We start from the raw sequence: 12751 nt of genomic DNA, 5'->3' as shown, positions 1-12751 counted from the left end.
TCCATGCCGCCGCTGCGGACACGGTACTACTTCTGTATAAGGAGATGCGTTTACTCGGGGGCCAAATTCAACAGCCTGCTAAACTAAAAGTCTCTGAAAGCGTGCCGGTTTTCCGAATACTGCAACAACTTCGGGCGCTGATAGGGCGCACGCCAATGTAGCCCGGCCAGAGGGGTAGGGCGCTCATCAACCCGCGCGCTCGAAGCAATCACATACCGCCGTCCTCGTGACCCTGAAGCCACCGAGTCCGCAGCGCAAATTCCTGTGGTCAACGTAGTGGCCGCCGAAGTAGCTGGTGCGCTCGAATCGCTTTGAGGTGAGGTGCTTGCAGTCAGCGCAGCGCGGGTGCTGCGGTTTCTCCTGATAGCGTTGCGCCTCTTGGGCTGACTGGCCCGGTGCATCGCCCACGGTGGTGGCGCGAGCGGTTGTCAGCAAATCGTTGACGGCGTCCGCCGCGCTTCGTATCGGTTTTTCACTCATGATTGATCCTTGCTGGCGTCTGCTTGCGCTTCGGAAAATTTGCGCCTGGCCACGAATGCCATGGCCATAACGCCGATGATGGCCCCGAACATGGTGCCAAGAAGAAAGATGGTCATAGATCAGTCCTCGCATTAAATCGCCGAAACCTGATTCTACCGGCGCACTGAATACTGCGATCCCTCCAAAGTCTTGGCTTTACCCACAAATCCAAGAGGCTTACTCGCTCTTCTGGAAGATCCGATACATCTCGGTGATTTCATGCAGGGCGAGGAAGCCACGCCAGAGGACGGTGGCTCCTGGAGGATCGTCGCTCTTGCGACCCAGATAGCCACCGAGCTTGGCGATCCAAAGGACCGCATCGCCGAGTGTGGGCGGCTCTTCCGGCGGTTTGGTTGTGCCGTGTGTGCGGCAGTACAAGGCTCGCCATTCAAGCGATTGCAATAGCACTGAGCAAGGAATATCGGCTTCGAGCCGGCCCAGCATGGTCGCACACATAATGCGCCAGCCGATCACTGCGAATAGCGCCGTGGCACGCAGGAACCGCTCCAGCGTGCCGAACTGCCGGGCTTCAATCTGGCAGCCGCTTTTCAGGACACGATGCCAAGTTTCAATGGTCCAGCGCCGGGCATACCAGCTCAGCCGCTCCAGCGCCTCTTCCAGCGTTTGGGTGGGTATCGAACAGAGCAACATCCATTCAAGCGGCTATACCCCTTGTGGCGGCTCGATTTCCAGCGCGTGAATGGCAAACACTTCGAGCCTGGGTAGGCCCTCTGCACCGCGGCTACGCGGCGGTCGCAGCTGGACCCGCACGCAGCGCACAGCCAGCCGCGCGACGTGCCTGCCTGCCAACGCTCGCAGGCACCTGCAGTTCGGTCTGCCCCAGTACGGTGGCCGCAGCAACCGTCTCCCACAGATACTTCTCTGGATGGTCCACGCCTCGATTCCAGGCGGCCCGCACCAACCAGTCCACCCCGGCTGGGCGCTGCGCCAGGAACACGTCATACATGTCGCCCTCGCGATCGCTGACGGCAACAAGGCGCGTGTCCGGACACTGCGGCTTGAGCGGCTCGAGGCATTCCAGACCCTCCAGCCACTTCACGCTTTCCTTCTCGCGAATGGACAGCGCCCGGCGCTGCCTGGTCTTGCCCGAGTCTTGTGGCGCACGCACCCACGTCTTCATGCTCAACACGCCCAGTGGCAGACCCTCAGGAGTTACCGCCAGCACGCTGTGCAACATGAATCCGTGCAAATTGCCGCCTGTGCCGTGACCAAGCCCCTCAGTCGCGGGCAAGCCGATGGCCACCAAAACTATCGGATGGCCCGAGTAATTATTTCCGCTGGCGGCAGCGCGGAAGAAGGCGGACTGGGTCAGGAACCGGCAAACGGCATCACCGGCACGCGGCATAGGGGGCGCGCTGCGGCGGTCCTTCACACAAGTCGCGGATATGCTCCAGGCCGATAGTCCGGCGGTAGCCGAGAAGCAGCGGCAAGCCAGTCCGCATGGATGCTGCACACCCATGCGACGTACGCACTGGCGTGGGGAGCGGGGCGCGGGGCGGTACGTGACAATCTGAGGCACGTCTCGTCTCGACCACCTCGATCTACCTGCACGGCGACGAGGTCAAACGGGCGCGGCAGATCGGTGCCGCCTTCGCTTCTCGAGCATTTGGCGCACCGCCAGGACCGTGCTTATATCGGAACCAGTTGCCGCGGTCGGTTGGGCTACGCTTACGCTCATATTCGACGTCGCCCACAGGATCAGGCGCTACGCCTCGGGGAACGCTAGCCAGCCCAAACACGCTTCGTTCTCATTCAGACTATAGGTTTTCTTTGAGCCACTCTTATCCGTTCACGTCGAAGCCTGTCCAGGCAGCCTCACGTTCGAGTTTCACAACCAGTAGCCTGTCTTTCGCATCGATGTATTGGGTCAAATGGTCATGAACCTGGACGACTGTCTTGTTGGTAACGATGATCCACGTGGAGTCAAGGTGGTGCCACCAGTACGGATAGCTCTTGATCGCTACGTAAAGGCGCCCGTAGTCCCAGCCAAGCTTCCGAAGGCTAGCTCCGACGAGGTATGTTGTCATTTCCCCAAGCCAGAGCCGTTATGCCTGGCAATAAGTGCTGCGAGGCAGCCCCAAGCAGTCCACCAAACAGACCTGCGATGCCTGGTCACCACAAGGCGGCCGTTCGAAAATAACGCCAGGGCGCCACAGCATGACGGACGACAGCATCCCCACAATGCCAGTGGTACCAAACAGAATCCGGGAACTGATCCGTGCAGCAAGCAACGGTGCTTCGTCTTCGATGAGGTCGAGTCCTATGCCGCTTCCAGTGGGCCTATTCTCATCGTCGCGATACAGAGCCTATAAGCGGAAGCTTCAATGAGGCTGCTTAGCAGGACGTGCTCTAGGGAAATGCTGATCAATTCAGCCACAGGTCATCTGGCGGAAAGCGTCGCGCGTTGAAGGTGAAGGCATGGAAAACAAAGACAAGGATGAAACAAACGAGCTTTGCCGATGTTGAGTTCGCGAAGAAGAAGCGCGTGACACGGCGCGAGAAGTTTCTCGGGGAGATGGATCGGATCGTGCCGTGGGCACGGTGGACCGCGTTGATTGAGCCGCTGTATCCGAAGAGCGGCCGTGTTGGGCGGCAGCCGATTGGCGTGGAGAGGATGTTGCGGATGTACTGTCTGCAACAGTGGTTCAGTCTCAGTGACGAGGCCGTGGAAGACGCCCTCTACGACAGCCAGGCGCTGCGTCAATTCGTGGGGGTGGATCTGTCGCAAGAGTCGGCGCCGGATGCGACCACGCTGCTCAAGTTTCGCCGGTTGCTCGAGAAGCACGCGTTGACTGCCGCGATGTTCGATGAGGTCAAGGCCGTGCTCAGTGAGCGGGGGCTGCTGATGCGAGAGGGCACGATGGTCGATGCCACGCTGATCGCGGCACCGAGTTCGACCAAGAATAAGGGCAAGTCGCGTGATCCGGAGATGCACCAGACGAAGAAGGGAAACGAGTGGCGTGTGTCACGAACGCAGGCTGAGTCTGCGATGCTGTACTGAAGATGGGAGAAGGCCTCCCGGAGTCGGCTTGCAGGAGCAGGCTCCAAACCACCCGGTGCTGCTGCGTTCAAAAGGCGTGGTGGTGAGCGACCGGGCGAAGTCATCCGCAGAGGATGGCGGGTACGTGCTGAGAAGATGAGCGAAAGCAAACCGTCCGATGACGCATCGTTATTCCCAGGACGCTGTCGAAACTGAGGCTGGCCACTTGCTTCAGGACAAACCGGGACGGCACCTGTTTACGGGCCCGGTGGCAGCCGGTGTATAGGCGGCATGATCTCAGTGCAGGCTTTGGTACGGAACGTGAGAACCTTGCTTCAGATGTGAAGGGAAATGACAAATGGCAGAAACCATGAGGAAGCCGATGCTGGAGTGAGGGACGGAGTCGCCCGTAGTAGTGAGGAAGTCTCTGTAATGGAGATGGAGCGAAGGGGCGGCGTTATCCTGCCGATGAACGCGGTCAACCTGCGGGGATGAGCGGCGTGGAGTCGGCGAAGCCATACAACATTGCGAAGCGCACGGTATGGGAGGCATACCGGCAGGTCAAGGCCAACCGGGGAGCTGCTGGGATCGACGATGAAACTATCGTCGAGTTCGAGCAGAACCTGTCGAAGAATCTGTACAAGCTATGGAACCGGATGTCATCGGGGTCGTATTTCCCGCCACCGGTCAAGCAGGTGGAGATTCCCAAGGCGTCGGGTGGCACGAGATACCATTTTGGGATGAAGGCGCACGTTGGCGCCGACGCCGACTCGGGACTGGTGCACAGCTTGCACACGACGGCGGCGAACGAAAGCGATATCGCTCACACCCATCACCTGCTGCATGGCGAGGAAAGCCAAGTGCATCTTGATGCGGGTTACACAGGTGTGGAGCGCAGGGATGAGATCAAACAAGCCCAAGGGCAAGGGACGATCCGCGCTGACATAAGCTGGCATGTAGCGGCAAAGCGCAGCAAGGTTGAAAAGATGCCGGCAGGTCGGTGGAAGGACCTGACGAAGGCAGTGGAGCGCAAGAAGGCCCAGATTCGGGCGCGGGTGGAACATCCCTTTCACGTGGTGAAGAACTTGTTTGGTCACAAGAAGACCCGCTACAAGGGCTTGGCCAAGAACACGGCACAGATGTTCAGCCTGTTTGGTCTCGCAAATCTGGTGATCGCCAAAAAGCCGTTGTTGGCGTTTCAGGGAAGCAATCCGTCTTGAACATGCAAATCGAGCCCGAAAGGGCACGAGATGGGGGGCATGCGGCGCGAAATCGGGCTCAGATCTCTCTCTTCTTCCGCATGGTGAAAATCAGAGGCCAAACAGCCGTCGACCTCCAGCGCGGCTGCTATTGATCAGCAATTCCCTAGCGTCATCACGTCTATTTATCCAGATATTCTTTTTAATAATTTCATTAACCATGGATAGAACATGAATGCCTTCTGGTGGGCAAGGTGATTTAACTAGCCCGCCCCTTCGTCATTGCGCGCAATTCATCGGCAATGCAAATTCATATTCCGACACCATTGCATCCGGGGAGCGCTTGGGAAACAGTTACCTAGGGTCGATAATTCATGCCTTCGAGGCTTCGCGCCCCAATCCAGCATAGGCGAATAATCCATCTCAACAGTATTTGTCAATCCCTCGGATCGGGGGGGATCACCAGAACGCAAACAGCCTACATTGTAGGCAACTTTGTCGTGTCGGCGACGCTGCAATATGCAGGCCGGCCTCCAGGCCGGCACCGGAGACACCATGCCAAACGATCCTTCGTCACAGCGAAAGCCGGCCGGCCCAGATGACTATGCGCTCAACCGCAATGCCATCCGCTGGCTGGCCCAATTGCCGGAAGAAGTGCGCCCCCTAGAATTGGGGCGCAAGTACCCACGTATCGTCAACACCATTGCAACGAAATGGGTCGATTTCGTCGACTGCCCGCGCTACCTTGACAGCCTTCAGATGGACGACCGCCGCGGCGGCCGCCAAGGGTTTTCGTTCGAGATCGTGCAGGAAATCGGTAAGCTGCGCGAGTACTTCGATTCGCTCTACCAGTCCGGCAAGGACTTGCAAAAAAAATCGAGCGGTGCGGATAAATGATTGTGCGCGCGGGCCGTCTACCGCACGCCGCCAAGAACTCCCAATGTCCTGTTCCGCGGCTGAGCGGGTCGGGCGGGCCAAGGCCGGCCGGCCACGCGATCGAGACGCTGCGCCGCCTGCCGCCACCACAGCCCCGCAGATCGCCGACGGCATCGCCCAGTAATTGGCTCCTGGGGTCGTGCAGGCGCCGCGCGCCACGGCATCGACACGCTTGGCGGGCGCTGACCGTGCGCGTTCCGCGGCGGCGCCGCCGGTTGGCGGCCGCGGTCTGGGCCCGGCCAAGCGCCACGCAGATCGAGGTTTTCTTCGCCAGCCACTCGGCACTCACCGAACGCGCCCGTGCCCTGATTGCCGCGGGCGACCGCCAGGTGATCGTGCCCTGGGGACGGACGAACCGGCAGTCGCAAATCCTTTAGCAATCCCCGCGCGACGACATTTGAGGTGATGCCTCTGTGGGGCAATGTAGTACTTACACTACACTAAAAGAAGAGGCCCCGGCTACGTCGGCCAGGGCCCTTATGGCTACTGCTCTTCTACCCCCTCGAATAGACTTGGAATAGTAGGAGCTCGCGCGAGATACTTTGTACCCCGCGCTAGAAGGGTAGATTCGTGTCGCCGCACCTGCTTGTTTTTTGAACGCTACTTCGGCGTGAACAGCGCCGCGTGCCAAGGGCAACGCGCACCCTCATAAGCGGGGATATGCTACGGTGAACATAGGTGGGCAAAATCGACCCTGTCGAGCGCCCAGTCGTATGGCTTTCGCGACGCCCGCTACATGTAGCGAGTCCTTCTTTTCCGCCACGGTTGCGAACTGCTGCCTGCATCGTTTGGGAACACCATGGAAGCGCCAATCATTCGCGTTAAGCCGCAGAGTATGGTTGGGCACTGGAAATAGCAGGTTTCAACGAGAAGCCTCACAGGTTTCCAACATTGGAGGCGGCGATCGCTGCAGGATGGCCATGCGAAAAGACGCCGAACTCCGCTATTTGTCGTACAGACGTCGGCTCGCCTGATCGTGGGTTCCGTGGGCGGTTGGTAGTGTTCGTCGGTCTGACCTTCTACGACGTGTTACTGGCCAGCGCGCTGCGCCGCCGCATCGTGCTGACTCATCACGGCCCTTATGCACACTACGGCGAGACGCGTCGTTTCACGCAGGTAACGTCAGGCGCTGCACGTCGCGCTTCTATGACAACATCTGCGTCAGCCATTCTCTGGCCGGATGGATGCCCGGCCAGCCGCTGGTGATCCACAACGGCTATCGCGATGACCTGTTCGTGCCGTCGCCGGTGGCTCGCCCCGCGGGCAGCTTCGTCTTTGTCGGGCGACTGTGACGGAGAAGGGCGTTGATCCACTAATCCGCAGCTTCGCCAAGCTGCACGAGCTTCGAGCCGAGGTCCGCCTGACGATAATCGGTGACGGGCCGCCCGTACGCAGTACCGGTGGCGACAGAGCTGGGGTGTGCCGACGTGGTGACGTTCGCCCGTTGCCTGCCAACGCCGGAAGTGGCCGCGATGCCGGCCGAGCAACGCTGCATGGTGGATCCAGGAGGCGATATGCAAGCGCGAATCATTCGTGTTATGCCGGCAGGCTCTGGTTGGAGGCTGGAATCGGGGAGTTTCTCCAGGCCTCAACAGTTTCCGACACTGGAAGCGGCTGCGGCAGGATGGGCCTTGGCAAAACGAGAGAGCGCCGAATTGCATATACACACCGCCAAGACGGTGAGGTTCATCTACGTGCGGCGGCCGGCGACACACAAGATTCGGAGGGGTGACATCGTTCCCTCGCCAACCCTGCGCTGCCCGATGAACTGCTGCACGTGCGGCCGAACCGGCGTCAAGATCATCCTGCCACGGCTTCGTCGGTGTTGGGAAACTGAGGTCCCAAACTTGCCCCCTCGTTGCGCCGGCGGGGCCTCGGATCCCCGAAGCCGAACCGCCAACGTCGAGTACGACGCTACTGGCCAAAGGCCGGGCTTCAATCATTGACTAATGGAACGACTCCATCTTCGGTCGGCCGGCCGCCGCGGGGCTATCCCATCGTCTGTGCATCGACCAGTTGAATCCTCACCGAACTTCTGTCGTTCGAATATGGGGGCGCGAATGACCGCGACACGGGTAGCGCCAGGCCAGCTTCCTTACCGGTTAGGGTTCGGCAGCCGCCTGCAAAGCTAACGTCGGTGTCCCGCCAGGAGCGAATTCACGATCTGGCGCGTTGTAGCGCTCACGACCACCTCATCCATTTCCAAAAGCGAGAACCACTGGCAACGTGCGATCTCCTTTGCCTGCCGGGGACGGCGGTCTTGCCCATATTGGCTACGAAAACGTGATGCACTGTGGTTGGGCCGAGTACCTGGAACAGGAAGCCCAAGCCTTTGGCGCTTAGAGCCGTCTCTTCCTCTAATTCTCGTCCAGCCGCATCGGCGAATGACTCGTCTTTGCTCGGACGTCCGCCAGGCAGAGCCCATTTGGATCCATCTTTCGATACAAGCAGTACACGATCGCCGCGAAAACAAACTACCGTGGCTCTGGTAGCCGCGCGCTGCTGCCGTCACCGCATCGGACCTTGGCCTTGTTGGCTCGGCGCTTGCTCTCGCTGGGCGAAGCCTGTCACGGCAGCCCTATTAGCTCCGGGAGACTATCATTGAGTGCGGGTGCCTGCTGTAAGCGATTGTTAAGCGCCCCCCGCACGCCAAAATAAAAAAGCCCTTCGCATTAGCGGAGGGCTTTCTCTTTCGGGCCACTCAGGTAAGCAGGTGACTAGAGTTTGCGAATCTGCGAGGCTTGCAGACCTTTTGGCCCTTGCTTGATTTCAAACTCAACCTTGGCGCCTTCGTCTAGCGACCGGTATCCCGAACCTTGGATTTCCGATTGGTGGGCAAACAAGTCCGCGCCGCCATCGTCTGGCGTGATGAACCCAAAGCCCTTCTCGTTGTTGAACCACTTCACAATACCAGTCGCCATCTCGTCCTCGAAATTTGGTGCACACACAGATTGTGTGCTGAGAAATCGCCGCCCTAGAATCATCGCAACGCGCAAATATGGTTGATGACTCTACGAACTGCCAGCATAGCTGAAGAGGTGCGCTGGCCACAAGCTGGCCACTTCTCAGGGTTTACCTCTGGGCTAGAGAGATGAGGATTCGCAATTTTCGGACCGCCAAAGCCGGGAATTCAAGCCCAAGCTACTCAGTCCAAATGGCATCGACGTCCCGCAGTAGGTGCCCGGCCAGGATGTAGTCTCCGACATTCATGGCCTTTGTCTCCAAGGCCGCCAATTCGTCGGCGGTCAGCTCGTCTAATGCAAACAGGCAGTAAAGGTTCCGTTGCCGGAAGGACACCTTCGGTCGACTGAGGCCCGCAATGAGGGCAGTGCGGGACTTCACGGCAATGTTTTCGTGTCCGTGATACTCCACGCGGATGCCCGCCTTCTGTCCCAAGCGCCCGAGTTCAATAGCATCTTGCCAACCTGATTCGTAGTCAAGCTCAACTCGTGCTATCCCCTCTGCCGCTAGCAGCCTGATGGCTTCCCCTTTGGTTCCAGCCCGTGCCGTCGTCATTTCTGCCTCCCCTGACATCACCCGGCGTCTGGGTTACCGGACTGATTCTGTATGCGCTATTGACTTTGTCTGCTTTGAACAACGGCAGGCCTCTCGCCGGCCTTGCTCGAACGTGTTTGCGAGAGGTGCAGCTTGCCTAGATGCGTCATCCAAGTGTTACTTAATTCTGACGTAAAAAAGTTCGAAGTCAATATGTACTGGCGATGATGTCCTTGTGGCCTCCCCCATAACCGCCCCAGTAACGAGGGTTCTCTCATCGTTTTTTTAGGTCAGCTAGCGGCGACCCTCCTTTCAGTTCGAGATGCCACGGCGTGCGTTAGCTAACCGCTTTCGTTAGCCGACTTCAACCAGTCGCGCTAACCCGTACTGTCCTTCGGCCGACGAACAGCTACTGGCGAACTGAATACATATCATGTCGCGACATATCGTTGGGCCACCCAGGAAAGGACTTCACACACGTTGGGAGGCGAAGGAGAAGCGTACTAGGGACTATCCCGAACATTACGGCCGGTGGTGTTGAACTGTCGGAGGCGAGTAGCTAGGATGAAAGTTCCGGGTGCGAGAACAAGCACCCACCAGCCAGACCTCAAGTCCGAGAGGAAGAGCGGCCTGTACGAGCCAGGCCGGCTTTCACGGACGGTAGTGAAGTCCCGTAGCAAAAATAGATCTATAGCTTAGATACTGATATGACTTCCGTTGTCAATCGGATTGGTTCGGTTTGTGGTCAGTGCATTTGATCTGAATTTCCTGAGGGCGACGTAGCAGTAATTCTCGACGGTGGATCACACTGATATTCGCGGGTTGGCTACCGCATTACAGAAGTCCGTCCAACGAGCCTGCCGCTACCTATGGTCGCAAATCGGATGACATTCCTTGCGTAGTATCTTCGCGGGTTACTCGGATGCCCGGGCTACGCCGCCTTCAGGAAACTCTTCCAGTGGGTTGTGGGGTGGTTGACGAAGCGCTGTGTTACACGGCGGGCGCCTCTTCCGATACGGCCAAGGACATGGACAGCCGGCTGATGTCCCAGATGAAGCCGGCCAGCTCGCGAGCCGTCGCGACTACCGCGATGTTCGCGTTTTTGCCTCGCGCGGCCAGCTTGCGATAGCGCCGGCATAGCCGGACCTGCGCGTCCCAGGCGCGATCGATGATAGCCTTCGGGAGGCCTTCGTGCCGACGTTGAATGTCGGGACTTACGCGTGCCGGATGCCGGTAGCTCCAGGCGGCCTCCACGAGCAGCTTCCTTGCATAGCTGTTGCCGGTCTTGGTGATGCTGCCCTGACGGCGCCTATCGCCGGAGGAGTGTTCGGATGGTGTCACCCCCAGCCATGCCATCAATTGGCGCGGATGCTCAAAGCGCGAGAGATCGCCCAACTCCGCGAGCATGCCCACTGCTGTGGTGAATTGCACGCCGCGCATCGTTTGCAGGCCGAGCACGGCCGGATAGAAGTGCCAGTTGACGACCGCCTCGCGCAACGCGGCCTCCAGCCGGGCGCATTGCGCGAGGCGGTCCTCGATCGTGCGCCGATGCTCCTCGAACGCCAGTTGCTGCCACGCGCTGTCGAAGGCATACGTGCTCAGCCAGCGCCGGTGCGCCGGCCCCCAGTCGGCCCGGCCCGCATAGCGCACCCCATGCGAGAGCAGAAAGAAAGGCCTTCAGCCGTTGCCGGGCACGCTTCAGATCGTCTTTGGCACTTACCCACGCACGTGAGAGATCGCGGAACGCTTCGTCCTCCACGGTGGGCACATAGACCCTCGACAGGTCGCCCGCGCGGAGCGCACGCACGAGCTTCACGGCGTCACGTCGATCAGTCTTGACGCGTTCACCCGGCTTTTTGGGAATCAACGACGGTGCGCACACCATGCAGTCGAATCCCTTCCCTGCAAGCTGTCGGTAAAGACCATATCCGCATGGGCCCGCCTCGTAGACGACCCTGACCCGTCGCGCTTTGGACTGCAGGCGCTTGCACAAGCGTTCGACTTCCGCCTTCGTCGTGCCGATCTTGCCGAGCAGTTCAACCTCGCCCTCGCCGAGCGCATAGGCGACCGTGATCGATTCCTTGTGAACGTCGAGCCCTACATAAAGCGTGCTATCGTGGTCCATGCTGGCCTCCGTGCCGGAAATCGCCGGGTGCGGCCCTGTCCGCACCGTGCGGCTCTGGCAGCAATGCTAACCCGCGTTTGATTCCTCGCGGCAGGCCAGCCTCTGCCTCACGGAAGTCATACTGTCTATGGAAGGGCTGGCCAGGTAAGCCCCTGGAGTAAAACGAGGATTCGAACAACCCCGTTTTTCGAAAGGAGCACGCAAATGAATGCGCCTGAAACAGCCCTTCAAGGACAGGATACGGCAGTCATCGGTCGGCTGTATATAGCCTTTGAATTGGGCGACAAGAGCTGGAAGCTGTCGTTGGGTGACGGCGTGTACGCGCCGAGCCGCTGCACGGTCGCGGCAAGTGATATGGCGTCGGTCCTAACAGCGATCTCGAAGGCCAAGGCACGTTGCGGCCTGGCCGCGGAAGCGCCGGTGCGCAGTTGCTACGAGGCCGGCCGTGACGGCTTCTGGTTGCACCGCTGGCTCACGGAGCAAGGTATCCATAACCTCGTGGTCGATTCGGCCAGTATTGAAGTCAACCGCCGTGCACGGCGCGCCAAGACGGACCGGCTCGACGGTGACAAGCTGCTGTCGATGTTGATGCGCTACCACGCCGGCGAGCGGCGGGTCTGGGCAGTCGCGCGGGTCCCAACACCAGAGCAGGAAGATGAGCGGCGTTTGCACCGCGAGCTCGGGCGGCTCAAACAGGAACGCACGGCCCACAGCAACCGGGTTCGTTCGCTGCTGATATTGCATAACCTGCGGGTCGCCCACATCGGTGACCGCCTTTGGAAGCCATGGTGGAACCAACATGGCGCGCAACTGCCCCCTGGCTTGCGTGCCGAGATCGAACGTGAAGTCGTCCGACTGGCGCTGGTGAAAACGCAGATCAAGACAATTGAAGCCCAGCAGCGCGAGGCGGTGAAGCTCAGCACGCAGCCAGCCATTGCGCTGCTCGCGCGGCTCAGCGGGATTGGCGTGGGCAGCTCCTGGGTCCTGGTCAAGGAACTGTTTGGCTGGCGCCGCTTTCACAACCGGCGCGAACTCGCAGGCTGCCTCGGGCTGGCGCCGACGCCCTATAGCAGCGGCGAAAGCCAGGTCGAGCAAGGCATCAGTAAGGCGGGCAACAAACGAGCGCGCTGGCTGATGATTGAACTGGCCTGGAGCTGGCTACGCCACCAGCCAACGAGCCAGCTCACGCAATGGTTCAATGACCGCTTCGCGCCAGGCAGCAAGCGCATGCGGCGCGTCGGAATTGTCGCAGTTGCCCGCAGATTAGCAATTGCCCTGTGGCGCTATCTCGAGTACGGCGAGATTCCCTCCGGGGCAAGCCTCAAACCAGTAGCGACGGGACGCCGGCCCTGAGCGTGTCAGGGCTATGCGGTAACGATAGCAGGTCAGCGCGCCCGTAAACGGTCCGGGCTACCTCCACGGGTGGCCGTCGTTTTAGATGGGGCGCGCAGGTAACAGGGGCAGTTCCAGCGCTTT

9 protein-coding genes and 3 pseudogenes are annotated in these 12751 nt (G+C 59.8%); 5 read left to right on the top strand and 7 right to left on the bottom strand.

The annotated features are described in order from the left end of the window. Positions 1-186 precede the first annotated feature (186 nt). The 3 genes from K307_RS05280 to K307_RS49175 all read right to left on the bottom strand — a co-directional run bounded on the left by K307_RS05280 (position 187) and on the right by K307_RS49175 (position 1885). Entirely contained in the window at positions 187-480 is a 294-nt protein-coding gene (locus tag K307_RS05280; RefSeq protein WP_042876779.1) for a hypothetical protein, read from the bottom strand. Between the two features lie 216 nt (positions 481-696). Next, positions 697-1170 (bottom strand): IS4 family transposase, encoded by a 474-nt coding sequence (locus K307_RS49180; protein ID WP_051974671.1) that lies wholly within the window; start codon positions 1168-1170, stop codon positions 697-699. Positions 1171-1261: 91 nt separating this feature from the next. Further along, positions 1262-1885: a hypothetical protein gene (locus K307_RS49175; RefSeq protein ID WP_051974670.1), complete on the bottom strand. Its 624-nt coding sequence runs from the start codon at positions 1883-1885 to the stop codon at positions 1262-1264. A 10-nt stretch (positions 1886-1895) separates the two neighbouring features. Here K307_RS49175 and K307_RS49170 point away from each other — a divergent pair. The 4 genes and pseudogenes from K307_RS49170 to K307_RS05255 all read left to right on the top strand — a co-directional run. Continuing rightward, positions 1896-2139 (top strand): annotated as a pseudogene (locus K307_RS49170) (integrase); the annotation flags it as partial. An 838-nt stretch (positions 2140-2977) separates the two neighbouring features. Next, positions 2978-3499, top strand: a pseudogene (locus K307_RS05265) (IS5 family transposase); the annotation flags it as partial. 512 nt (positions 3500-4011) lie between these two features. Continuing rightward, positions 4012-4740, top strand: coding sequence for an IS5 family transposase (locus K307_RS05260; RefSeq protein WP_268989180.1), 729 nt, complete (start codon positions 4012-4014; stop codon positions 4738-4740). A gap of 534 nt (positions 4741-5274) precedes the next feature. Next, on the top strand, positions 5275-5616 hold the full coding sequence (locus K307_RS05255; protein ID WP_042881383.1) for a hypothetical protein: 342 nt from the start codon (positions 5275-5277) through the stop codon (positions 5614-5616). A 2220-nt stretch (positions 5617-7836) separates the two neighbouring features. Here the strand turns inward: K307_RS05255 and K307_RS45640 are convergent. The 4 genes and pseudogenes from K307_RS45640 to K307_RS05235 form a co-directional block, all read right to left on the bottom strand. Next, positions 7837-8106 carry an NUDIX domain-containing protein gene (locus K307_RS45640; RefSeq protein WP_230625839.1) on the bottom strand — a complete coding sequence of 90 codons (270 nt, stop codon included), beginning with the start codon at positions 8104-8106 and terminating at the stop codon, positions 7837-7839. Between the two features lie 266 nt (positions 8107-8372). Continuing rightward, entirely contained in the window at positions 8373-8576 is a 204-nt protein-coding gene (locus tag K307_RS05245; RefSeq protein ID WP_042881381.1) for a cold-shock protein, read from the bottom strand. Between the two features lie 220 nt (positions 8577-8796). Further along, complete coding sequence (locus K307_RS05240) at positions 8797-9171, bottom strand: hypothetical protein (protein WP_042881379.1); 375 nt, start codon at positions 9169-9171, stop codon at positions 8797-8799. A 969-nt stretch (positions 9172-10140) separates the two neighbouring features. Further along, positions 10141-11275: pseudogene (locus tag K307_RS05235) on the bottom strand (IS110 family transposase). Between the two features lie 204 nt (positions 11276-11479). Between K307_RS05235 and K307_RS05230 the strand changes: the two are divergent. Continuing rightward, a complete protein-coding gene (locus K307_RS05230; RefSeq protein WP_042876775.1) occupies positions 11480-12628 on the top strand; it encodes an IS110 family transposase in 1149 nt (382 codons plus the stop codon). The last annotated feature ends 123 nt before the right edge of the window (positions 12629-12751 follow it).

The organism is Cupriavidus necator A5-1 (assembly GCF_000744095.1).
GTDB classification, from domain to species: domain Bacteria; phylum Pseudomonadota; class Gammaproteobacteria; order Burkholderiales; family Burkholderiaceae; genus Cupriavidus; species Cupriavidus necator_A.
The sequence above is the reverse complement of the archived record's forward strand: the minus strand, read 5'-3'. Positions and strand labels throughout refer to the sequence as shown.

Bases quoted from the DNA above. Each gene is read 5' to 3' on its own strand.
- K307_RS05280 (WP_042876779.1), bottom strand. From the start codon at position 480: ATGAGTGAAAAACCGATACGAAGCGCGGCGGACGCCGTCAACGATTTG.
- K307_RS49180 (WP_051974671.1), bottom strand. From the start codon at position 1,170: ATGTTGCTCTGTTCGATACCCACCCAAACGCTGGAAGAGGCGCTGGAG.
- K307_RS49175 (WP_051974670.1), bottom strand. From the start codon at position 1,885: ATGCCGCGTGCCGGTGATGCCGTTTGCCGGTTCCTGACCCAGTCCGCC.
- K307_RS05260 (WP_268989180.1), top strand. From the start codon at position 4,012: ATGAGCGGCGTGGAGTCGGCGAAGCCATACAACATTGCGAAGCGCACG.
- K307_RS05255 (WP_042881383.1), top strand. From the start codon at position 5,275: ATGCCAAACGATCCTTCGTCACAGCGAAAGCCGGCCGGCCCAGATGAC.
- K307_RS05245 (WP_042881381.1), bottom strand. From the start codon at position 8,576: ATGGCGACTGGTATTGTGAAGTGGTTCAACAACGAGAAGGGCTTTGGG.
- K307_RS05240 (WP_042881379.1), bottom strand. From the start codon at position 9,171: ATGACGACGGCACGGGCTGGAACCAAAGGGGAAGCCATCAGGCTGCTA.
- K307_RS05230 (WP_042876775.1), top strand. From the start codon at position 11,480: ATGAATGCGCCTGAAACAGCCCTTCAAGGACAGGATACGGCAGTCATC.